Origin of the sequence: Diaminobutyricimonas aerilata (assembly GCF_002797715.1) — a bacterium.
GTDB lineage: Bacteria > Actinomycetota > Actinomycetes > Actinomycetales > Microbacteriaceae > Diaminobutyricimonas > Diaminobutyricimonas aerilata.
The window spans coordinates 2,319,031-2,341,652 of sequence record NZ_PGFF01000001.1 but is presented as its reverse complement, the minus strand read 5'-3'; the positions used below and the strand labels follow the sequence as shown (position 1 = coordinate 2,341,652).

At 71.9% G+C, this 22,622-nt stretch carries 20 protein-coding genes; 14 read left to right on the top strand and 6 right to left on the bottom strand.

All coding sequences use genetic code 11. The features are described from left to right. The first annotated feature begins 21 nt into the window (after positions 1-21). Positions 22-2,823: an FtsK/SpoIIIE domain-containing protein gene (locus CLV46_RS11310; RefSeq protein ID WP_100364862.1), complete on the top strand. Its 2,802-nt coding sequence runs from the start codon at positions 22-24 to the stop codon at positions 2,821-2,823. Between the two features lie 6 nt (positions 2,824-2,829). Here CLV46_RS11310 and ald read toward each other — a convergent pair whose 3' ends face one another. After that, on the bottom strand, positions 2,830-3,945 hold the full coding sequence (gene ald, locus CLV46_RS11305; RefSeq protein ID WP_100364861.1) for an alanine dehydrogenase: 1,116 nt from the start codon (positions 3,943-3,945) through the stop codon (positions 2,830-2,832). Positions 3,946-4,136: 191 nt separating this feature from the next. Here ald and CLV46_RS11300 point away from each other — a divergent pair, with 191 nt between their 5' ends. From CLV46_RS11300 to CLV46_RS11280, 5 genes are all read left to right on the top strand, one after another. Continuing rightward, positions 4,137-5,345, top strand: a complete 1,209-nt coding sequence (locus CLV46_RS11300; protein ID WP_100364860.1) for an ABC transporter substrate-binding protein — start codon at positions 4,137-4,139, stop codon at positions 5,343-5,345. A gap of 2 nt (positions 5,346-5,347) precedes the next feature. Beyond that, entirely contained in the window at positions 5,348-6,544 is a 1,197-nt protein-coding gene (locus CLV46_RS11295; protein WP_245866760.1) for an ABC transporter ATP-binding protein, read from the top strand. A 3-nt stretch (positions 6,545-6,547) separates the two neighbouring features. Further along, the gene (locus CLV46_RS11290; RefSeq protein ID WP_100364859.1) at positions 6,548-7,462 is read left to right on the top strand and encodes an ABC transporter permease; all 915 of its coding nucleotides are present in this window, start codon (positions 6,548-6,550) and stop codon (positions 7,460-7,462) included. 77 nt (positions 7,463-7,539) lie between these two features. Then, entirely contained in the window at positions 7,540-8,328 is a 789-nt protein-coding gene (locus CLV46_RS11285; RefSeq protein ID WP_211282262.1) for an ABC transporter permease, read from the top strand. Further along, positions 8,325-9,695 carry a transaminase gene (locus CLV46_RS11280; protein ID WP_100364858.1) on the top strand — a complete coding sequence of 457 codons (1,371 nt, stop codon included), beginning with the start codon at positions 8,325-8,327 and terminating at the stop codon, positions 9,693-9,695. Before CLV46_RS11285 ends, CLV46_RS11280 begins: the two co-directional genes overlap by 4 nt. Before the next feature lie 7 nt (positions 9,696-9,702). Here the strand turns inward: CLV46_RS11280 and CLV46_RS11275 are convergent, their stop codons facing one another. Together CLV46_RS11275 and gabT are read right to left on the bottom strand one after the other, a co-directional pair. Continuing rightward, complete coding sequence (locus tag CLV46_RS11275) at positions 9,703-10,683, bottom strand: asparaginase (RefSeq protein WP_100364857.1); 981 nt, start codon at positions 10,681-10,683, stop codon at positions 9,703-9,705. After that, entirely contained in the window at positions 10,680-12,023 is a 1,344-nt protein-coding gene (gabT, locus tag CLV46_RS11270; RefSeq protein WP_100364856.1) for a 4-aminobutyrate--2-oxoglutarate transaminase, read from the bottom strand. The genes CLV46_RS11275 and gabT overlap by 4 nt, the downstream gene beginning before the upstream one ends. A gap of 47 nt (positions 12,024-12,070) precedes the next feature. On the opposite strand from gabT, the gene CLV46_RS11265 reads away from it, so the two are divergent. The 5 genes from CLV46_RS11265 to CLV46_RS11245 all read left to right on the top strand — a co-directional run bounded on the left by CLV46_RS11265 (position 12,071) and on the right by CLV46_RS11245 (position 15,854). Beyond that, positions 12,071-12,538: an OsmC family protein gene (locus CLV46_RS11265; protein WP_100364855.1), complete on the top strand. Its 468-nt coding sequence runs from the start codon at positions 12,071-12,073 to the stop codon at positions 12,536-12,538. A 76-nt stretch (positions 12,539-12,614) separates the two neighbouring features. Further along, positions 12,615-12,956, top strand: coding sequence for a helix-turn-helix domain-containing protein (locus CLV46_RS17070; protein ID WP_100364854.1), 342 nt, complete (start codon positions 12,615-12,617; stop codon positions 12,954-12,956). Between the two features lie 151 nt (positions 12,957-13,107). Beyond that, positions 13,108-13,785: a response regulator transcription factor gene (locus CLV46_RS11255; RefSeq protein ID WP_100364853.1), complete on the top strand. Its 678-nt coding sequence runs from the start codon at positions 13,108-13,110 to the stop codon at positions 13,783-13,785. Between the two features lie 3 nt (positions 13,786-13,788). Further along, positions 13,789-15,120, top strand: coding sequence for a sensor histidine kinase (locus CLV46_RS11250; RefSeq protein WP_245866756.1), 1,332 nt, complete (start codon positions 13,789-13,791; stop codon positions 15,118-15,120). Between the two features lie 56 nt (positions 15,121-15,176). Further along, entirely contained in the window at positions 15,177-15,854 is a 678-nt protein-coding gene (locus CLV46_RS11245; protein WP_100364851.1) for a PepSY domain-containing protein, read from the top strand. A gap of 56 nt (positions 15,855-15,910) precedes the next feature. Here CLV46_RS11245 and CLV46_RS11240 read toward each other — a convergent pair whose 3' ends face one another. Beyond that, positions 15,911-17,236, bottom strand: coding sequence for an aminotransferase class III-fold pyridoxal phosphate-dependent enzyme (locus tag CLV46_RS11240; protein ID WP_100364850.1), 1,326 nt, complete (start codon positions 17,234-17,236; stop codon positions 15,911-15,913). Positions 17,237-17,331: 95 nt separating this feature from the next. Between CLV46_RS11240 and CLV46_RS11235 the strand changes: the two genes are divergently transcribed. Together CLV46_RS11235 and dxr are read left to right on the top strand one after the other, a co-directional pair. Further along, positions 17,332-18,303 carry an FKBP-type peptidyl-prolyl cis-trans isomerase gene (locus tag CLV46_RS11235; RefSeq protein WP_100364849.1) on the top strand — a complete coding sequence of 324 codons (972 nt, stop codon included), beginning with the start codon at positions 17,332-17,334 and terminating at the stop codon, positions 18,301-18,303. 8 nt (positions 18,304-18,311) lie between these two features. After that, complete coding sequence (gene dxr, locus CLV46_RS11230; RefSeq protein ID WP_100364848.1) at positions 18,312-19,394, top strand: 1-deoxy-D-xylulose-5-phosphate reductoisomerase; 1,083 nt, start codon at positions 18,312-18,314, stop codon at positions 19,392-19,394. A 35-nt stretch (positions 19,395-19,429) separates the two neighbouring features. Here the strand turns inward: dxr and CLV46_RS11225 are convergent, their stop codons facing one another. Together CLV46_RS11225 and CLV46_RS11220 are read right to left on the bottom strand one after the other, a co-directional pair. Continuing rightward, positions 19,430-19,921: a hypothetical protein gene (locus tag CLV46_RS11225; RefSeq protein ID WP_100364847.1), complete on the bottom strand. Its 492-nt coding sequence runs from the start codon at positions 19,919-19,921 to the stop codon at positions 19,430-19,432. Continuing rightward, positions 19,918-21,192, bottom strand: a complete 1,275-nt coding sequence (locus tag CLV46_RS11220; protein ID WP_100364846.1) for a serine/threonine-protein kinase — start codon at positions 21,190-21,192, stop codon at positions 19,918-19,920. The genes CLV46_RS11225 and CLV46_RS11220 overlap by 4 nt, the downstream gene beginning before the upstream one ends. Before the next feature lie 92 nt (positions 21,193-21,284). On the opposite strand from CLV46_RS11220, the gene CLV46_RS11215 reads away from it, so the two are divergent. Beyond that, on the top strand, positions 21,285-22,616 hold the full coding sequence (locus CLV46_RS11215) for a M50 family metallopeptidase (protein WP_245866753.1): 1,332 nt from the start codon (positions 21,285-21,287) through the stop codon (positions 22,614-22,616). Positions 22,617-22,622: the final 6 nt, after the last annotated feature.

The following is a 22,622-nucleotide window of genomic DNA, read 5'->3' as shown; positions in this document are numbered from 1 at the left end:
CGGCGCGATGTGCTGGGAGGGATGTCCGCTCCTCCCGTCGACGACCTCCGGTTCGTGCTGCCCGACCCCGCCACCCCCCACCAGCCGGCGCCGTTCCCGGTGCTCGCGACCCTCGCGCCCGTCGCGGCGGCCGTCGTGCTGTGGGCGATCACCCGCTCGCCGTTCGCGCTCGCCTTCGCTCTGCTCGGGCCGCTCATCGCCGTGGCGAGCACCGTCGACGGCCGCGTGCACCGACGACGGCACGCCCGCCGCGAGGAGCAGCGCATCCGGCGCGAATGCGAGGAGCGGACGGGTGCCCTCGCCGCGCTGCACGCGCTGGAGCGGGCGGCCCTCGACCTCGCGGTAGCCGGCCCCGCGGCGGTCGTCGCGATGGCGGCGAACGACCCGGAGCGATGGCGTCATCCCGCGTCGTCGCCGGTCCCCGTGATGCTGGGCCGCGGCGACTCGCCGAGCAGGGTGCGGGTCAGCCCCGAAGCGCCGGCCCGTGAGCACGAGTCGATCGCCGCACTGCGTCGTCGCGCGCGGACGCTCACCGACGCGCCGGTGGCGGTGGACGCCCGACTCGGCATCGGTGTCGTCGGTCCGGAGGTGGTCGCCCGCGCCTACGTGCGAGGAGTGCTCGCGCAGCTCGCCTCGCGTCTCCCGCCGTCGGGAACCGCGGTCGTCGGCGACACGGAGGAGGAGTTCCTCCGACTCCCGCACCGGCATCGGACCGGGCGCGATCCGGCCCGGGTGGATCTCGTCGGCGACGAGGGCTCGGTGTGTGTCGCCTGGGCGGAGGATGCGGCGGGTCTGCCGCGGGACTGCCGCGTCGTGGTGCGGGTGGGCGACGGCTCGCCGCGCCTGCAGCGCCACCCCGACGGTCGAGTCGACGTCCGCCTCGACGTGCCCTACCTCACCCGATCCGAGGCGCAGGAGTTCGCCTCGACGCTCGCTCGAGCGGCGGAGCACCTCGGCGCCGTTCCCGCGCCGCCCGCCGCGGTGCCGTTCTCGACGCTCACCAACTCGCCCTCCGGCGGTCGCGGTCTCGACGCCTCCATCGGTCACGACGGTGAAGGGGAGTTCGCCCTCGACCTCGCCGTCGACGGTCCGCACGCGGTCGTGGCCGGCACGACGGGAAGCGGCAAGAGCGAACTGCTCATCGCCTGGGTGCTGGCGATGGCCGCGCGTCACGCCCCCGATCGAGTCACCTTCCTGCTCGTCGACTTCAAGGGCGGCGCCGCGTTCGCGCCGCTCGAATCGCTCCCGCACGTGGTCGGCGTGCTCACCGACCTCGACGACGGCGAGGCGCGCCGCGCCCTCGAGAGCCTCGGCGCGGAGCTGCGGCGACGGGAACGACTGCTCGCCGAGGTGGGCGCCCGTTCGATTGAACAGGTCGCCGGGCTCGCACGGCTCGTGGTGCTCGTCGACGAGTACGCGGTGCTCGCCGAACAGTTCCCCGATCTGCACTCCCTCGTCGCCGATCTCGCGGCGCGCGGACGCTCGCTCGGCGTGCACCTCGTGCTCTGCACTCAACGACCGGCAGGGGTCGTGCGGGACGCGGTGCTTGCGAACGCGGGACTGCGCGTGTCGTTGCGGGTCACCTCGGCCGCCGACAGCACGGCGGTGCTCGGGGTGCCGCACGCGGCGGAACTCGCGGCCACCCCGGCCGGGCGCGCGCTCGTCGTGCGGCGAGGTGAACCGGCCGTGCCGGTCCAGGTCGCCCTCGCCGGCGCCGCCGACATCGCCGGCGTCGCAGCCCTCCACCCGACAGTGGCCGTGCACCGTCCCTGGCTGCCGCCGCTGCCCTCGGCGATTCCGCGGTCGACGCTCGGCGACCACGACGGGATCGTCGTCGGCGTGCTCGACGTCCCTTCCGAGCAACGGCAGGAGGTGCTCACCTGGACGGAGGGACACCTCGTCGCCGTCGGCTCCGCCCGGTCGGGCAGATCGACCCTCCTGGCCGCCCTCCACGCCGAGGCCCGCGTTCCGGTCATCCGCCCGGCGGCGAGACTCGCGCAGGTGTGGGACGCCCTCGACGACGCCGAGGAGGCGTTCGCCGGAGCTGTGCCGGCGCTCCTGCTGCTCGACGACCTCGATGCGGTGCTGCACGCCGCGGGGGACGAGTACGCGACGGTGATGCTCGACCGGCTGGTCCGCCTGCTGCGGGAGGGACCGGCCGGCGGCGTGCGGGCCGCCATGACGGTCGCCCGCGCGAGCGGTCGGCTCGCGCACGTGCTGGCCGCATGTCGCACGCGACTGCTGTTGCGCATCGACGACCGGCAGGAGCACCTCATGGCCGGCGGATCCGCAGACAATTGGGGGCCGCGGCTGCCACCCGGCGGCGCACACCTCGACGGTCGGCGGCTGCAGGTCGCCCTCCCGCACCGGCTGCCGGCGGCCGACGAGCACGTCCGAGCGGTACGGGTGCATCCCGGCCGGGAGGGCCTCGTCGTCGTCTCGGCACGACCACGTGAGCTGATCGCCCGCTGGCGGGACGCCGGTCCGGCGCTCCGCATCGCCGACGTCGCTGCCCACGACCGCCCGCAGCTCGAGGTCGGCTCCGGCGCAGCGCCGACCGTGCTCGTCGGCGATCCCGACGTGTGGCAGGGCCACTGGAACGCGGTGACCGAGCTCGGCAGACGGTTGCCGGTCCTCTTCGACGGATGCACCGTGGCGGAGCTGCGCACCCTCACCCGGCGGCGCGAGCTGCCGCCGCCACTACCGCCGGACGTCGCCGGGTGGCTGCTCGAGCCCGACGGTCGGCTGAGACGTGCAGCGATCGAAACAGGCTCTCCGCCGACGTCCGGCGGTGCGCCGCGTCGCCGTCGAGCGGCGCCGTGACGTCCGTCAGCCCAACAGGTCGGCGAGCTCGGAGTGCGGCATCCCGTGCGCCTCCGCGACCGGGGTGTTCACCACGGCGCCGTCGTGCGTGTTCAGGCCGGCCGCGAGAGAGGCATCGGCGCGTGCCGCCGGCAGCCATCCCGAGTCGGCGACGGCCCGTACGTACGGCAGGGTCGCGTTCGTCAGGGCGAAGGTGGAGGTGTGCGGCACGGCCCCGGGCATGTTCGCGACGCAGTAGAACAGCGACCCGTGCACCGGGAAGGTGGGGTCCGCGTGGGTCGTCGGGTGGGAGTCCTCGAAGCAGCCGCCCTGGTCGACGGCGATGTCGACGAGCACGCTGCCCGGCTTCATGCGCGAGACGAGCGCGTTGCTCACGAGCTTCGGCGCTTTCGCCCCCGGCACGAGCACCGAGCCGATCACGAGGTCCGCGTCGAGCACGGCCCGCTCGATCTCGTACGCGTTCGACGCGATCGTGCGGATGCGGCCGGCGTAGAGGGCGTCGAGCTCGCGCAGCCGGGCCAGGTTCGTGTCGAGCACGGTCACGTCGGCGCCCAGGCCGACCGCGACCGACACCGCGTTCGTACCGGCCACGCCGCCCCCGAGCACGACGACCTTCGCCGGGTAGGTGCCGGGCACGCCGGGGACGAGGAGCCCCGGTCCGCCGTTCGGCTTGAGCATCGCGTTCGCCCCGACGATCGGAGCCAGTCGACCGGCCACCTCGCTCATCGGTGCGAGCAGCGGAAGCGCGCGGTTGGGCAGCTGCACCGTCTCGTACGCGATCGCCGTCATCCGCGCACCGGTGAGCGCGCGGGTGAGCTCCGGTTCGGCGGCGAGGTGCAGGTAGGCGAACAGCACGAGATCGTCGCGGAAGAACCCGTACTCGCTCTCGATCGGCTCCTTCACCTTGAGCAGCAGCTCGGCCTCACCCCACGCGGCCTCGGCGTCGGGGAGGATGCGGGCCCCGGCGTCGACGTAGGCCGCGTCGGGCAGCGACGATCCCTCGCCGGCGCCGGACTGCACGAGCACCTCGTGGCCGCGGGCGACCAGGTCGTGAGCACCCGACGGGGTGATCGCGACACGGAACTCGTTGTTCTTCACCTCGGTCGGGATGGCGATCCTCATGGCACCAGGCTAGCGAGCGAGCACGATGGAATCCGCAAGGATTTCGGCGCAGAACCGCTGATTTCGTGAATTCTATGTTTCGCAGTGCAGGAATCGGGCGTCCAGGCGTACCGATCGAATCCGCGCTGTGCCAGGATCGTTCCACGCGGCTCCGGTCGCGGACCCTCGCGCCCAACGAGAAGGAGTCGCACATGTCTCGTCGTCTTCCCGAAGACCCCCTCATCCGGCAGCTCATCGCGGGAGCGCGGCGCGCGCAGCTCTCCCGGCGGTCGCTGATGACCGCCGGTGGTCTCGGTGCCGCGGCCCTCACGCTCAGCGCCTGCGCCCAAGGCGGCAACGAACCGCCGAAGCCGGCCGAGGACAAGTCCGACTCCGACAAGCGTCTCGTCTGGGCCAATTGGCCCGGCTACATGGACGAGGACGACGAGGGCAACTACCCCACGCTCGAGCGCTTCATCGAGCAGACCGGCATCGACGTCACCTACAACGTCGACGTCGACGACAACAACACGTACTACGCGAAGGTGCGCGACCAGCTCGCCCTCGGACAGGACATCGGCGCCGACACGGTGTGCCTCACCGAGTGGATGGTCGCCCGGCTCGTCCGCCTCGGGTACGTGCAGGAACTCGAACACGACAACATCCCGAACATCAAGAACCTCACGCCGAGCCTCGCCGACCCCGACTTCGACCCGGGGCGCAAGAAGTCGCTGCCGTGGCAGGGCGGCTTCGCCGGGATCGCCTGGAACGTCGACGAGCTCCCTCAGGGCCTCGCCTCGGTGAGCGACCTGTGGGCGCCCGAGCTCAAGGGCCGTGTCGGCGTGCTCTCGGAGATGCGCGACACCATCGGGGTGATCATGCTCGACGAGGGCCTCGACATCACCGACTTCGACGACGCCGACTTCGAGAAGGGCCTCGACGTGTTCCGGGAGCATGTCGAGTCCGGTCAGATCCGCAACGTCAAGGGCAACGCCTACCTCGAAGACCTCGCGAACGGCGACACGCTCGCCGCCATCTGCTGGTCAGGCGACATCACGACCCTCAACGCCGAAGAGGGCCGCGAGAAGTGGAAGTTCGCGATCCCCGCCGCGGGCGGCACGATCTGGAACGACACCTTCGTCGTGCCGATCGGCTCCACCCGCAAGACCAACGCCGAGACGCTCATGAACTACTACTACGAGCCCGAGGTCGCCGCCGAGGTCGCGGCCTGGGTCAACTACGTGACCCCCGTCGTCGGAGCCAAGGAGGCCGCGGCGGCGATCGACCCGGCGCTCGCCGAGAACCAGCTGATCTTCCCCGACGACGAGACCCTGTCGACCGTGCACGCGTTCCGCACCCTCACGAGTGCCGAGGAACAGAAGTACGGGTCGGACTTCCAGAGCGTGCTGCTCGGCGCCTGAACGTGACACACAAGTTCGACGAGGCCGGCGCGGACCTCCAGCTCGACGGCATCACCAAGCGGTTCCCCGGATTCACGGCGATCGACGACCTGCACCTCTCGATCCCCGCCGGGTCGTTCTTCGCCCTGCTCGGCCCCTCCGGTTGCGGCAAGACGACGACCCTGCGACTCGTCGCCGGGCTCGAGGAGCCGACGGACGGGCGGGTGCTCATCGGCGGTGACGACGTCACCGCGACGAAACCGCACCAGCGGCCGGTCAACACGGTCTTCCAGAGCTACGCGCTGTTCCCGCACATGTCGATCATCGAGAACGTCGCCTTCGGGTTGAAGCGGCGCGGCGTCAAGGACGCCGCGACCCGCGCCCACGAGGCGCTCGCCCTCGTCGAGCTCGACCACCTCGCTCAGCGTCGTCCGTCGCAGCTCTCCGGCGGGCAGCAGCAGCGCGTCGCGCTCGCCCGGGCGATCGTGAACCGCCCGGCACTGCTCCTGCTCGACGAGCCGCTCGGCGCGCTCGACCTCAAACTCCGCCGCCAGATGCAGCTCGAACTGAAACGCATCCAGAGCGAGGTGGGTCTCACCTTCCTGCACGTGACGCACGACCAGGAGGAGGCCATGACCATGGCCGACACCGTCGCGGTCATGAACAAGGGACGCATCGAGCAGATGGGTGCCCCGGAAGAGCTCTACGAGCTGCCGCGCACCGCCTTCGTCGCGACGTTCCTCGGCCAGTCGAACCTGTTCACCGGTCCGATCGCCACGGCGAGCGCGTCATCGATCGTGGTCGACGTCGCCGGGCGGCGCCTCGAGGTGCCGCGGGATCGCGCGCAGCGTCACACCGGCGAAGTGACGGTCGGCGTGCGCCCGGAGAAGCTCCTGCTGCACACCGAGGAACCCGCCCCGGCGGCGGGCGTCAACATCCTCGGCCCCGGCCGCGTCGTCGACGTGTCGTTCAGCGGAGTCAGCACGACGTATCTCGTCGCCGTGCCGGGTGTCGGGGTCGTCACCGTGTTCGCGCAGAACATGGTGTTCGGGCCCGTCGTGAACGAAGGCGCGGAGGTGTGGGTGAGCTGGCGCATCGAGCACGGCTTCGGCCTGTCCGACGAGCCGGGCGCGGCCGTGCGGTTCGATGCCGACGCCGACACGGAGTCCATCGCGCAGCAGCGACTGCAGCAGCTCGAGGCCGAAGCGGAAGGCGCCTGACCCATGGCGTTCGGAGCGTTCGCCACCGCCGCCCCGCCCACCGAACCGGCGCCCCGGCGGCGCGGGCTCATCGCCCTCTGGCTGTTGCTGCCCGGACTGCTCTACCTCGCCGTCTTCTTCCTCGCCCCGCTCATCGCGCTCGTCATGACGAGCCTGCAGGCACCGCGTGAGTTCGGCGACATCGGGCAGTTCGACTACGCGTTCCGCTGGGAGAACTACCTCGAGGTGCTCGACGGCTACTGGCCGCACGTGCTCCGGTCGTTCGGCTACGCGGCAGCGGCGACCGTGCTCGCCCTGCTGTTCAGCTATCCGCTGGCCTACTTCATCGGCGTCAAGCTGCGCCGCTACCCGCTGTGGCAGGCGCTCGCCCTCACGCTCGTCATCGCGCCGTTCTTCATCAGCTTCCTGCTGCGCACCCTGGCGTGGAAGCAGGTGCTGTCGGATGAGGGACCGCTCGTCACCGCGCTGCAGGCGTTCGCGCTGCTCCCGGCCGACGCGCACCTGACCGGCACCCCGTTCTCGGTGATCTTCGGCCTCACCTACAACTTCATCCCGTTCATGTGCCTGCCGATCTACACGAGCCTCGAACGGCTCGACCTGCGCTACGTCGAGGCCGGCGCGGACCTCTACGCCCCGCCCGCGTCGACGTTCTGGCGGATCACCCTGCCGTTGTCGATGCCCGGCGTCGTCTCGGGCACCCTCCTCACCTTCATCCCCGCCGCGGGGGACTACATCAACGCGAGCCGCGACTTCCTCGGCAGCACCGACACCGCGATGATCGGCAACGTCATCGAGACGAACTTCCTCGTGCTGCAGAACTATCCGGCGGCGGCGGCCCTCTCGGTCGTGCTCATGGCCGCCATCCTGATCCTCGTGAGCGTGTACGTGAAGCGGAGCGGAACGGAGGACCTGTTGTGACCATCCAGGCCGGCGCCGCCGTCGCCGACGCGGCGACGACACCGCCGCGCCCAGCCCGTCGGGGATTCCGGCTCGGGGTGGGGCGGTGGGGACTCGCGATCTACGCGATCATCGCGCTCGTCTTCCTGCTCATCCCGATCGCGTACACGATCGCCTTCTCGTTCAACGACTCCCGTCGCACGAACATCGTGTGGCGCGGGTTCACCCTCGACAACTGGCTCACCGTCTGCAACTCGCAAGGCGTGTGCGAGGCGTTCGGCAACAGCGTGCTCATCGCGACCGTGTCGACCGTCATCGCGACGGCGCTCGGCACGGCGATCGCGATCGCCCTCGTGCGGTACCGCTTCCGTGCCCGCGCGGCGACGACGCTCCTGCTCTTCCTCCCGATGGCGACGCCCGAGGTGGTGCTCGGCGCCGGCCTGGCCGCGCAGTTCCTCAGTGCGGGCGTGCAGAAGGGGCTCGGCACGATCATCCTCGCGCACGTGATGTTCTGCATCAGCTTCGTCGTCGTCACCGTGCGGGCGCGCGTCGCGTCGCTCGACCCGGCGCTCGAGGAGGCCGGCCGCGACCTCTACGCCTCGCCCGCGCAGGTGTTCTGGCGCATCACGTTCCCGCTGCTGCTGCCCGGCATCATCGCCGCGGCGCTGCTGTCGTTCGCGTTGAGCTTCGACGACTTCATCATCACGAACTTCAACTCGGGCCCGGTCGTGACCTTCCCGAAGTACGTCTACACCGCGGCGGCCCGCGGCATCCCCGCCGAGGCGAACGTCATCGCGTCGGCGGTGTTCCTGCTCGCGATCGCCATCGTGATCGTCGCGCAGCTGACCGCGGCGGCGCGCCGCAAGCGCATGGGGAGCACCTCGTGAACACCCTCGACCGGGCACGGCTCGAGCGGCTCTGGGATCAGGAGGTGGCGGCGTTCCGCGCTGCCCGCCCGCGCTCGGAGGAGCGCTGGCGTGACGCCTCCGCGCACCTGCCCGACGGGGTACCGATGCTCTGGATGAGCAAGTGGCCCGGCCCCTGGCCGGTGTACGTCGACAGTGCCGCCGGTTCGCACTTCACGTGCGTCGACGGCATCGACCACGTCGACCTCTGCCTCGGCGACACCGGCGCGATGGTCGGTCACGCCCCCGAGGCGGCGGTGCGGGCGCTCTCGGAGCGGCTCGCGCGCGGGTCGACCTTCATGCTGCCGACCGACGACGCCGCGGCCGCCGCGGAGCTGCTCGCCGACCGCTTCGGGGTGCCGTCGTGGCAGTTCACCCTGTCGGCCACGGATGCGAACCGCTCCGTCATCCGCTACGCCCGGCATGTGACCGGGCGGCGCAAGGTGCTCGTGATCGACTACAGCTACCACGGCTCGGTCGACGAGGCCTTCGCGACCCTCGACGACTCCGGTCGGGTGGTCGCGCGTCGCGGCAACATCGGCGCGCCGGTGCCGCTCGACGAGACGACGGTCGTCGTGCCGTTCAACGATGTGCCCGCGTTCGAGGCGGCGCTCGCCACGGGCGAGGTCGCCGCGGTGCTCATCGAACCGGCGATGACGAACATCGGCATCGTGCTGCCCGAGCCGGGCTGGCACGACGCCGTCCGCGAGCTGTGCGATCGGTTCGGGGTCGTGCTCGTCATCGACGAGACCCACACGCTGTGCGCCGGACCGGGCGGGATGACCGCGCGCGACGGGCTGCGTCCGGATGCGGTCGTCGTCGGCAAGACGATCGCCGGCGGCGTGCCGGCGGGCGCGTTCGGGCTCACGGCCGAGCTCGCCGAGCGGGTGCGCGTGCGGCTCCGCGGCGGTGAGCACGGACTCGAGGACATCGATGTCGGGGGAGTGGGCGGCACCCTCGCGGGCAACGCGCTCTCGCTCGCGGGCATCCGCGCGACCCTCGGCGAGGTGCTCACGGCCGAGGTGTATCCCGGGATGATCGCGCGCGCGTCCGAGTGGACCGCCGGAGTGCAGGCCGCGATCGACGAGTTCGAGGTGCCGTGGCAGGTGACGCAGCTCGGGGCCCGCGCGGAGTACAGCTTCCGCGCCACCGCGCCGCGCGACGGACGTGAGGCGGCGGACGCCGACGACTTCCCGTTGCAGCAGTACCTGCACCTGCACGCGCTCAACCGCGGGCTGCTCATCACGCCGTTCCACAACATGGCGCTCATGGCGCCGTCGACCACGTCGGAGGACGTCGCCCGGCACACCGAGGCGTTCCGCGACGCGGTCGCCGGTCTCTACGCCTGAGCGACCTCTACGCCTCGGCGGCGAGTTCCGGCGAGGGCCGCAGCCGTCCGACCACGGTGTCGCCGCCGGTGACCGGATCCGTCGTCGCGGCGATCACCTCGTCGACCGCGTCGCGGGCGACCGCGCCGGCCTGCACGAGCAACTCGAGCGCGACCATGGTCGCGGCCCGGCCGTTGCCGTCGAGCATCTTGAGCGCGACGGCGGTGCCGTCGGCGGTGGCCATGACCATGATGCCCTCCGCCCCGAACTTCGAGAACACGCCGAGGCGCTCGATCGCGACGGTGTCGGGTCGGCCGGGTCCGGCGACGGCCCACGGTCGCGCGCGCACGGCGGCGGCGAGCCGGGACGCGTGCGGGTCGTCCGAACCCTCACGACCGATGCGGCCGATCGCCCGGGCGAGCCCCCGCGTGCTCACCGCGTGCACGGGCGCCCCGCAGCCGTCGACACCGCTGTGCTCCACCGGCTGCCCGGTGAACTCGGCGACGGCATCCCGGATGCGCTGCTGCAGCGGGTGGGCGGGGTCCAGGTAGTCGTGGGTCGACCAGTCGTTCGCGACGCACGCGGCGAGGAACGCGGCGTGCTTGCCCGAGCAGGTCATCGCGATCCGACGCGGTTCCGGATGCGCGGCGCGCGCGGCCGGGTCGAGCGGTCGGTCGGCCGGAGTGCCGAGGGCGCCCTCGTCGAGACCGACCGACGCGAGCGTCGACGCGACCACGGCGAGGTGCCGATCGGTGCCGCTGTGGCTCGCCGTCGCGAGGGCGAGCTGATCGTCGTCGAGCACCGCTCCGGCGCGCAGCACCGCCACCGCCTGCACGGGCTTGAGGCTCGACCTCGGGAAGATGAGCGCCTCGACATCGCCGACGGCGCGCAGGAGGGAGCCGTCGGGCGCGACCACCGCGGCGACCCCGAGATGCCGGGACTCGAGGAAACCGGAGCGTTCGAGCACGGCGAGCTCGCGCACGCCGCTCGCGTCGAGCGGAGCCGTCACCGGGCGGCGAGGGCGCGGTCGAGCACGCCGATCGCGTCGAGCAGCAGCTCGTCGCTGATGGCGAGGCTGGGAAGGAAGCGCAGCACGTTGCCGTAGGTGCCCGCGGTGAGCACGAGCACGCCCTCCTGCGCGGCGCGGGCCGCGACGTCGGTCACGACGTCGGCGGCGGGAGCGCCGGTCGCCGGGTCGATGAGCTCGATCGCGAGCATCGCGCCGATGCCCCGCACATCCGCGATCACCGGGTACTTGGCGCGCAGCTGCTCGAGGGCGGGCTTGAGCGTCGCCTCGATGCGGCGACCGGCGCCGAGCAGATCCTCCCGCTCGATGAGCTCGAACACGGCGATCGCGGCGGCCGCGGCCACCGGGTTGCCGCCGAAGGTGCCGCCGAGTCCGCCCGGCTGGGCGGAGTCCATGATCTCGGCGCGGCCGGTGACCGCGGCGAGGGGCAGACCCGCGGCGATGCCCTTCGCGCTCAGCACGAGGTCGGGCACGAGTCCGAAGTGCTCGCTCGCGTAGTACGCGCCGGTGCGGGCCATGCCGCTCTGGATCTCGTCGGCGACGAACACGATGCCGTTCGCGGTGCACCACTCCTGCAGGGCGGGCAGGTACCCGTCGGCGGGCACGACGAATCCGCCCTCGCCCTGGATCGGCTCGACCACGAGGCAGGCGAGGTCGCTCGCGCCCACGGTCTTCTCGAGGTACGAGATCGTGCGCTGCGCGGCGGCCTGTCCGTCGAGACCGTCATGGAACGGGTAGGAGTTCGGGGCGCGGTACACATCGCCTGCGAACGGACCGAATCCGGTGGAGTACGGCGACGCCTTGAAGTTCATCGCCATGGTGAGGTTCGTGCGGCCGTGGTACGCGTGCTCGAGCACCGCCACACCGGGGCGACGGGTGTGCTTGCGGGCGATCTTGACCGCGTTCTCGACCGCTTCCGCCCCGGAGTTGACGAGAACCGTCTTCTTCGCGAAGTCGCCCGGCGTGTGCTGGGCGAGCAGTTCGGCGACCCGCACGTACTCCTCGTACGGGGTGATCGTGAACAGCGTGTGGGTGACCTTCTGCAGCTGGGCCGTCGCCGCGGCGACGACGGACTCGACCGTGTGCCCGATGGTCGTGACGCCGATCCCGGCGCCGAGGTCGATGAAGCGGTTGCCATCGACGTCTTCGACGATCGCGCCGTGCGCGCGCTCGATGAACACCGGCAGCGCCGACGAGACCCCGTCGCTGACGACCTCGAGTCGGCGTCGCTGCAGCTCCTGCGACCGCGGACCGGGGATCGCGGTGACGATCTTGCGCTCCTGGGGAACGGTGGTGGCGGGGGCGGCGAGGATGTCAGTCATGGTGGGATGAGTCTATTCCCGCCCCTCGACACCCCCCGGGAGCCGCCATGCGCACCGACCACGACTACGCCGTCTCGATCCGTTGGACGGGCAATCGCGGTACGGGCACCTCCGGCTACCGGGACTACGGCCGCGACGGCGTGCTGCGCGCCGACGGCAAACACGAGATCGCGGTGTCGAGCGACCGCGTCTTCCACGGTGACCGCGACCGGTGGAACCCCGAGGAGCTGTTGCTCGCCGCGCTGTCGGAGTGCCACCTGCTCAGCTACCTGCACGTCGCCACCCGGCACGGCGTCATCGTCACCGAGTACAGCGACGACGCGGTCGGCACGCTGCACACGACGGCGGACGGCGGTGGAGCGTTCGCATCGGTCACCCTGCGCCCCCGCGTCACGATCGCGAGCGGCGACACGGAGCTCGCCCAGTCGCTGCACGCGGAGGCCGCGGCGAAGTGCTTCATCGCCGCATCCGTCAACTTCCCCGTGCATCACGAACCCGTCGCGCTGACCGCCTGAAGGCCCGGTCGGGGTCGGATTCCGCTCACGGCGAATCCGCTTCAGGCGGACGGGCCACCCGCGATACCGTGCCGTCATGCTCCTGCGACACGTCCTCGGTCAGGCGCTGCGGCGCATCCGCCTCGAGCGCGGGCTGACGCTGCGTGAGCTCTCCGAGCGGTCGAGCGTGTCGATGCCGTACCTCAGCGAGATCGAGCGGGGGCGCAAGGAGGCGTCGAGCGAGATCCTCGACACCATCCTGCGGGTGTTCGACCTGACGCTGCTCGACCTGCTGCGCGAGGTGGCCGATGAGGCGCTCGTGCTCGACCTCACGCCGACCGTGGACGTGCGGCCGACCGAACTGCACGTCGTGCGCGAGATCGCGCCGCTGCCGGCCCCGTACTCGGAGCGCCGGCCGGACATCGCGCTCGCCGCATAGGCGACATCGCGCTCGCCGCATAGGCGACATCGCGCTCGCCGCATAGGCGACAGCGCGCTCGCCGGATAGTCGACAGCGCGCTCGCCGCGGAGACCGGTGACCGCGGTGCCGCTTCAGCCCCGCTTCAGCACCGGCACGCCAGACTGATCGCATGCGCATCCTGGTCGTCGACGATGAGCGCCGTCTCGCCGACGGGGTGCGCCGCGGGCTCGAGGCGGAGGGGTTCGCGGTGGATCTCGCGCACACCGGCACCGACGGTCTGTGGCTCGCCCGCGAGAACGACTACGACGTGATCGTGCTCGACATCATGATGCCGGGGATGAGCGGCTACCGGGTGTGCCAGACGCTCCGTGCGGAAGAGGACTGGACGCCGGTGCTCATGCTCACGGCGAAGGACGGCGAGTGGGACCAGGTGGAGGCGCTCGACACCGGCGCCGACGACTACCTCACCAAACCGTTCTCGTTCGCCGTGCTCGTGGCCCGCATCCGCGCCCTCGTGCGGCGCGGCGCGCGCGACCGGCCGGTCGTGCTCGAAGCCGGTGACCTGCGCTACGACCCGGCCGCGCGGCGCGTCAGCCGCGGCGGCACCGAGGTCGACCTGACCGCGCGCGAGCTGGCCGTGCTCGACTTCCTCATGCGACGCAAGGGCGAGGTCGTCTCCAAACGCGAGGTGCTCGGCAACGTGTGGGACTTCGACTTCGAGGGCGACCCGAACATCGTGGAGGTGTACGTGCGGCACCTGCGCAACAAGCTCGACCGCCCCTTCGGTCGCGACGCCATCCAGACGGTGCGGGGGTCGGGCTACCGACTCGCCGCCGACGGGGGCTGACGGATGCGGGGCTTCCGTCGCAGCGCCTCGATGCGGTTCCGCGCCACCGCGGGGGCGACCGTCGTGGTCGCGCTCGCGCTGCTCGCCGGCTCCGCAGGCTTCGTCGCCCTGCTCGACGGCTCGCTCACCGAGACCGTCGAGCTCGCCGCCGAGCAGCAGCTCGAGGGCATCGCGAGCGGTCTGGAGCGCAGCGGACGACCGGAGCTGCCCGAGGACGTCGAGGGGGTCGCCCTGTTGAGCCGCGACGGCGAGGTGGTGTCGCAGAGCGACGGCGACGGGGACGGCGACGACCCGCCGCGGGTGCCCGACGCGGGCGACACGACGATCCGGATCGACGGCGAGAAGCACGTGCTGGTGCGCGACGAGGTCGAGATCGCCGGCGAGGAGTACGACCTCGTGGTCGCGCGCAGCCTCGAGGAGGTCGACGACGCGGTGTCGACGACGACCTGGCTGCTCGCACTCGCCGCGCCGGTGCTCGCCATGCTGGTCGCGGCGACGACCTGGATCGTGGTCGGGCGCGCCCTCGCGCCGGTCGAGCGCATCCGGGCCGAGGTCGACCGCATCGGCTCCGACGACCTCGAGCGCCGCGTGCCCGAGCCCGCGTCGGGCGACGAGATCGCCCGGCTCGCCGGCACGATGAACGGGATGCTCGACCGGCTCGAGGCCGCACAGCGCGCACAGCGCCGGTTCGTCTCCGACGCGGCGCACGAGCTGCGCTCTCCGCTCGCCTCCATGCGGCAATTCGCCGAGGTGGCGTACGCGCACCCCGAGCGGGTTCCCGGCCGTGAACTCGCCGATGCCGTGCTCGAGGAGGGGGAGCGCCTGCAGCAGCTCGTCGACGGGCTGCTGCTGCTCAGTCGCCTCGACGAGCGCGGCCGCGCCCTGCCCACGGGCGCCGTGGACCTCGACGACCTCGTGCTCGCCGAGGTGGAGCGCAGCCGGACCGACCAGCGCGTTCGGGTCGACGGCCGCGGCATCGGTGCGGCGCGGGTGGACGGTGAACCGCAGCTGCTCGGGCGGCTCGTGCGCAACCTCGTCGACAACGCGCGGCGGCACGCGGTGACCCGGGTCGACGTCGCGCTCACCGACCTCGGCGCCCACGTGGAGCTGATCGTCGACGACGACGGCGCCGGGATTCCCGAGTCGGAGCGCGCGCGGGTGTTCGAGCGGTTCGTGCGCCTCGACGAGGCACGCGCGCGCGACGCGGGCGGCTCGGGACTGGGACTCGCGATCGTCGCCGACGTGGCGCGCGCCCACGGGGGAGCGGCACGGGTGGAGACTTCGCCCCTGGGCGGGGCGCGTTTCCGCGTCACGCTCCCGTCGTCGGCCGGCTGAACGCGCCTTCAGGTCGCTTCAGCCGCGCTTCAGTGCCCGCCCGCGAGGGTGGAGCCATGACCGATGAGACGACACCCCAGCCCCAGTCCACCCCCAACGAGTCCGCCGCCACCGAGGTCCACGCGACGACCCCGTCGACGGAGGGCTCGGAGCGGCGGCGTTCGCGCAAGCGCGTCATCTGGATCGGCTCGCTCGCCGCGGGCGTGCTCGTGCTCGGCGGCGCCGGTACCGCGTGGGCCCTCTCCGAGAACGACGACGACGCCCTCGCCGGCGACGCGCTCGACCGCGCGAGCGAGGTGGCGCTCGCCGAGGTCGGCGACGGCAGCGTGACCGACTCCGAGCGTCGCGACGGGGGCGGCTTCGAGCTCGAGATCACCCGGCCCGACGGCCGAGAGATCGACGTGCTGCTCGACGGTGACTACGAGGTCGTCGCGGTCGACCGCGGGGACGACGGCCGCGACGGCGACGCGGCGGACGCCGACCAGCACGAAGGCGATGCGACCGATACGACCGACGACGCCACCGGCTCGACGACTCTCGAACCCCTCACCGACGACGAGATCGCCCGCGCGGCCGACGCGGCGCTCGCCGAGACCGGCGGCGGCGAGGTCGTCGACGTCGACCGCAGCGACGACGCCGACCACGCCTTCGAGGTCGAGGTGCGCCTCGCGGACGGCACGGAGGTCGAGGTCGAGCTCGACGAGTCCTTCGCGGTCGTGCCCTCCGGCCGCTGACCCCACTCGACGGAACGGCCCCGCGGATGCTCGATCCGCGGGGCCGTTCACGTCGTTCAGAGACGCTCGAGCGCCTCCTCGAGCACCGAGGCGGCGTCGTCGATGAGTTCTTCGCTGATCACGACGCTCGGCATGATGCGCAGCACCGAGTCCCAGCTGCCGGCGTCGAGGGCGATGACGCCGTTGGTCGTCGCGTGCGTGAGCACCGCCTGCAGCGCCTCCGGGTTCGGGGTGCGGGTGCCGGGCTTCACGAGTTCGACGCCGAACATGGCGCCCTTGCCGCGCACCTCGCCCACCACGTCGAAGCGGTCCGCCCAATCGCCGATCCGCGCCTGCAGCGCGCGCTCGACGCGCCGCGCCTCGCCCAGCAGATCCTCGCGCTCGATGAGGTCGAACACGGCGAGGGCCGCCGCCGTCGACACCGGGTTGCCGCCGAAGGTGCCGCCGATTCCGCCGGGCTGCACCGCATCCATGATCTCGGCGCGACCGGTGACCGCGGCGAGCGGGAACCCGCCCGCGATGCCCTTCGCACTCGTCACGAGGTCCGGAACGACGCCCGGGTGGTGCTCGATCGAGTACCAGGTGCCGGTGCGCGCGATGCCCGCCTGGATCTCGTCGGCGACGAACACGATGCCGTTCTCCGCGCAGAACTCCGCGATGCGCTGGAAGAAGCCCGGCGCGGGAATGACGATGCCGCCGTCGCCCTGGATCGGTTCGACGAAGAAGGCGGCGACCTCCGTCGCCCCGATGTGGGTGCGGATGTAGTCGATCGTCCGCTCCGCCGCCTCCTCGCCGCTCAGCCCGTCCCGGAAGGGATAGCTCACCGGCACCGAGTAGATCTCGCCGGGGAAGGGGCCCATGCCGGCCCGCTCCGGCCACGGCCGGTAGGTCATCTGCATCGTGAGGTTGGTACGGCCGTGGAAGGCGTGGTCGAGGGCGACGATCGCGCGCCGGCCCGTGTACTTGCGGGCGATCTTGACGGCGTTCTCCACCGCCTCAGCGCCCGAGTTCACGAGGATCGAGTGCTTCTCGAAGTCGCCCGGGGTGATCTCGGCGAGCTTCTCGGCGACGCGAACGTAGTTCTCGTACGGCGTCACCGTGAACAGGGTGTGGGTGAGCTTCGACGCCTGTTCCGACGCCGCGGCGGCGATCTCCGGGTGGGCGTGACCGATCGTGGTCACGCCGATGCCGCAGCCGAGGTCGATGAGGCGGTTGCCGTCGACGTCGACGAGGATCGCGCCCGAGCCGTGATCCATGTAGATGTTGGCGAGGGTGCCGGCACCGCGGCTGACGGAGCGCTCGCGTCGCTCCTGGAGGGCACGGGACCGGGGCCCGGGCAGTTCGGTGACGAGGTGGCGCTGCTGGGGGACCGTGAACGTCATGCCTTCAGGCTACGTCGCAGCGGATGCGGTGGGCGTCTTCAGGTGAGGCCTGTCAGACTGGAGCCTTGCGTGTCGACCGACGAAAGAGTTCCCCCATGCGTTCCCGTCTCGCTCTCACCGCCGCGGCGGGTCTGCTCCTCACCCTCAGCGCGTGCACCGCAACGGGAGGCGGCGGCGGCGATGTCGCCGACAGCACCTCCGGCGGCAATTGCGAGGCACCCGCCGCGGGCGGCGCATCCAACGGCGTGACCGTCGACGGTGAGCTCGGCGCGAAGCCGGAGGTCAACTTCGACTTCCCGCTCACCGTCGAGAAGATGCAGCGCACCGTCGTCATCGACGGCGAGGGTCCGGTCGCCCGCGAGGGCGACACCGTGACGGCCGAGATCACCCTGCTCGACGGGGCGACCGGCGACGAGATCCTCTCGAGCGGCCACGACGGCTCGGCCCCCGAGCAGATCACCCTCGACGAGAGCTTCGTGCCGGCGATCGTGAAGACGCTCGAGTGCTCGCCCGCCGGCACGCGCATCGTCTCGGTCGCGCCGTCCGGCGACTTCGGCGAGAACAGCCAGCAGCCGCTCGTGCAGGAGGGCAGCTCCGCCGTCATCATCGCCGACCTCGTCGCGATCGCCGACCCGCCCCTCGAGCGCGCCGAGGGCGAGGTGGCCGATGTTCCGACCGAGTTCCCGAAGGTCGAACTCGACGAGGACGGGGCGCCCACGATCACCGTCCCGGACGAGCCGGCACCGACGGAACTCGAGATCGCTCCGCTGATCGTCGGTGACGGACCCACGGTCGAAGAGGGCGCGAGCGTCACCGTGCACTACACGGGCGTGATCTGGGACTCGAACGAGGTCTTCGACAGCAGCTGGGAGCGCGGCGAACCCGCCACCTTCCCGACCGACGGCGTCATCCCCGGGTTCAAGGCCGCACTCGTCGGCCAGAAGGTCGGTTCCCAGGTGATCGCCGTCATCCCGCCGAGCGAGGGCTACGGCGAGGCCGGGAGCGGCGAGCTCATCAAGGGCGACAGCGTGCTCGTCTTCGTCGTCGACATCCTCGCCACGAACTGAGCCGCACCGTGCGCCGCGTCCTCCTGCTCGGGTCGACGGGGTCGATCGGCGTGCAGGCCCTCGAGGTCATCTCCGAGAACCCCGACCGGTTCGAACTCGTCGGCGTCGCCGCCGGTCGCAACCGGGAACTCGCGACCGAGCAGGCGCGGCGGTTCGGCGTCGACGCGATCGCGATCGGCGCCGAGGAGGCCACTGAGCTCGTGCGCGACGTCGAGGCGGACGTCGTGCTCAACGCCATCACCGGCTCGGTGGGCCTCGCGCCCACGCTCGCCGCGCTCGACGAGGGCCGCGTGCTCGCTCTCGCGAACAAGGAGAGCCTCATCGTCGGCGGTTCGCTCGTCACGGAGCGGGCCGCACCCGGACAACTCGTGCCGGTGGACTCCGAGCACTCCGCCATCGCGCAGGCCCTGCGCTCCGGCTCGGGGGACGAGGTGGCGCGCCTCGTCGTCACCGCGTCCGGCGGGCCGTTCCGCGGCCGCACCCGGGAGCAGATGAGGAACGTGTCGCCGTCGGACGCCCTCGCGCATCCGACCTGGAACATGGGCCGGGTCATCACCACGAACTCGGCGACGCTCGTGAACAAGGGCCTCGAGGTGATCGAGGCGCACCTGCTGTTCGGCGTGCCCTTCGAGCGCATCGAGGTCACGGTGCATCCGCAGTCGATCGTGCACTCGATGGTCGAGTTCGTCGACGGGTCGACCATCGCGCAGGCCTCGCCGCCCGACATGAAGCTGCCGATCTCCCTCGGGCTCGACTGGCCGCACCGCGTGCCCGGGGTGGGGCGACCGCTCGACTGGTCGACGGCATCCACCTGGACGTTCGAGCCGCTCGATGACGAGGCGTTCCCCGCGGTGGGACTCGCCAAGCAGGTCGGCCTCGCCGGGGCGACCTATCCCGCCGTGTACAACGCCGCGAACGAGCAGGCCGTCGACGCGTTCCACGACGGGCGCATCGGCTTCCTCGACATCGTCGATACCGTGCGCGCCGTCGTCGACGCCCACGACCCGCTGGAGATGACGCTCGACGGGGTGCTCGAGGCGGAGCGCGAGGCCCGCGCGGCGGCCGACGAACTCATCGCCCGCTCCCGCTGACGCACCGGTGAACGCGTCGAGGTGACGGTCCGGCGTCAGTCGCCCTTTTCGGGCTTCTCCGGCTTCTCGGGCTTCTCCGGTCCCTCGGGCTTGCCCTTCTCGTCGTCGTCGTCGTTCTCCTGCTGCTGGCGCTGCGCCTCCTCCTGCTGACGCTGCGCCTCCTCCTGCTCGCGCAGGGCCGTCTCCTGCTCGATTCGCGCGGCTTCGGCCTCGGCGGCCTGCTGAGCCTGCTGGGCGAGGGTGGCTTCGAGGTCGGCGCGCACGAGCGCGATCGCGGTCGCGATGTCGTCGTGTCGATCCGCGGTGAGGCGGTCGTCGTCGTGGGCCGCGTCGATGCTCGCCTGCAGTTCGTCGAGCTGGGTGCGCGCCGCGGCGAGGTCGCCCGCGGCGATCGTCTGCGACACGGTGAGCACCTTCTGCTGCAACGCGTCCGCGGTCTCGGCGGGGTAGGGGTTCGCGGCGCAGCCGGCGAGCAGAGCCGCCGTCATCGCCGCGGTCGCGGCGGCGAGCGTCAGTCGTCGTCTCACGGCGCCACACTCCTCTGCAGCCGGTCGAGGTGCTCGCCGAGGGTGCCCTCGACGGCGGGATAGTCCGGTGTGGCCGAGGGCTCGGCGGCGCCGGAGAGGATGCCGGGCACCAGGAGGGGCACGAGGACCGCTGCGACCACAAGCAGGGCGAGCACGGCGGCGAGCACCCACCGGCGGCGGCGGGGGCGCCGGTCGGCCCGATCGGTGGAGTCCACCGTCGCGGCCGGCAGCTGCTGGGTCGACGGCGACGGCGACGGCGACGGCGACGGCGACGGCGACGGCGACGGCGACGGCACTGGCACTCCGGGCTCCGAACCGCTCGTCTCCGCGGTCGAGGGCACAGTGGCGTGAGCCATCGCCTCGGTGGAGGGCAGCGGGGTCGCCGGGAGCCGGCGGGTGGGCTCGAGCAGCTCCGCCGGATGCGCGGCGATCATCCGCAGGCGTTCCGCGACCTGTCCGGCCGACGGGCGCTGCTGCGGCTCCCGCGTCGTCATCTCGCGCAGCAGGGGCGCCCACGCGCCGAGGTGGTCGGGCACCACCGGGTCGCGCGCCAGGCGCGCAGCCGCGGCCTCGAGACCGCTGCCCTCGAAGGCCCGGGCGCCGGTGAGGCACTCGAGCAGCACGAGACCGAAGGAGTACACGTCGCTCGCCGGGCCGACTGCGCCCCCGACCGCCTGCTCGGGGCTCAGGTAGCTCGCCGTGCCGAGCACCGATCCGGTGGAGGTGAGCCGGGTGCCGTCCACGATGCGGGCGATCCCGAAGTCCGCGAGCTTCGCCCGGGGACCGGTCGAGGCGGCTTCGCCGTCGGGGATCAGGATGTTGCCGGGCTTCACGTCGCGGTGCACGATGCCCCGGGCGTGCGTGTAGGCGAGCGCCTCGGCGACATCCGCGCCGATGACGGCGACGGAGGCGGGATCGAGAGGGCCCTCGTGCAACAGCAGCCGGAGCTCCCGGCCGGCGACGAACTCGAGCACGAGGAACGCGCGACCGTCCTCGTCCGCGACGGCGTCGTAGAGGGTGACGAGGCCGGGGTGGTTGAGCGAGGCGACGAGCTGGATCTCCTCGTGCTGCCGACGCACGTCGTCGGCATCGGCCAGATCGCGCCGGAACACTTTGAGCGCGACCGTGCGGCCGAGCGACTGGTCCACCGCGCGGTACACGGAGGCCATGCCGCCACGGCCGACCAGTTCCTCGGCGCGGTAGCGGCCGCCGAAGAGATGGCCGACGCCACCCAGGGCGGCGACGCCCTCGCCGGTGTCGATGGTCGTCATGGGGCTCATGGTAGGCCGTGTCCCCCCATCGGAGGACCATCGGGGGACCGGTCCGCAGCATGCTCGGAGGTGGCTGCCCCTACGCTGAGCAGGTGGAATCGGTGCTCCTCTACGTCGTCGGTATCCTCGTCGTCGTCGTGGGGCTCGGTGTCTCCATCGGCCTGCACGAGATCGGCCACCTCGTGCCCGCGAAACTGTTCGGGGTCAAGGTCGGCCAGTACATGATCGGCTTCGGCCCGACGCTCTGGTCGCGGCGCCGCGGCGAGACCGAGTACGGCGTCAAGGCGCTCCCGCTCGGCGGATACATCTCGATGGCCGGCATGTTCCCGCCCACGCGCCCCGGCGGCATGGCCCGCACGGCGAGCACCGGGTTCTTCCAGACCCTCGTGCAGGATGCGCGGGACGCCTCAGCCCAGACCATCACGCCGGGCGAGGAGCAGCGGGTCTTCTACAAGCTCCCGGTGCTCAAGCGCATCGTCATCATGCTCGGCGGACCGTTCATGAACCTCGTGATCGCCGTCGTGCTCTACGGCGTGCTGCTCATGGGCTTCGGCGTCGCCCAGCTCAGCACGACCGTCGGATCGGTGAGCGCGTGCGTGCTTCCGGCGACGAGCGAGCGGCAGGAGTGCGCCGCCGACGATCCGGCCGCGCCCGGGGCGGAGGCCGGCATCCGGCCGGGGGACCGGCTGGTGAGCATCGACGGCACCGGCATCACGTCGTGGCAGCAGGCGACCGAGATCATCCGCGAATCGCCCGACGAACCACTCGCGGTCGTCGTCGAGCGCGACGGCGAGCAGGTGGACCTCGAGGTGACGCCGCTGCTGTCGGAGCGCTACGCGTTCGACGCGGATGGACAGGTGCGCACCGACGCCGCGGGGGAGCCCATCACCCAGGACGTCGGCTTCGTCGGCATCGGTGCCGCGACCGAGAACGTGCGACAGCCGATCACCGAGGTGCTTCCCGCGGTCGGCGACAACGTCGTGCGGGTCGGTCAGCTCATCCTCAACCTGCCGCAGCGACTCATCGACGTGTGGAACGCGGCGTTCGGCAGCGAGGAGCGCGACCCCAACGGTCCCGTCTCGGTCGTCGGGGTGGGTCGTCTCGCCGGCGAGATCGCGAGCATCGACACCGCGCCGGTCGCCGATCGCGTCGCCGCGCTCATCGGTCTGCTCGCCTCGCTCAACGTGGCGCTGTTCGTGTTCAACCTCATCCCGCTGATGCCGCTCGACGGCGGACACGTCGCCGGCGCGCTGTGGGAGGCGATCCGGCGCGGGTTCGCGAAGCTCTTCCGCCGACCCGATCCGGGCCCCGTCGACACCGCGAAGATCATCCCGCTGACCTTCGCGGTCGTGATCCTGCTCGGCGGCATGAGCGTGCTGCTCATCTACGCCGACATCGTCAAGCCCATCACCCTGGTCGGCTAGCGGACG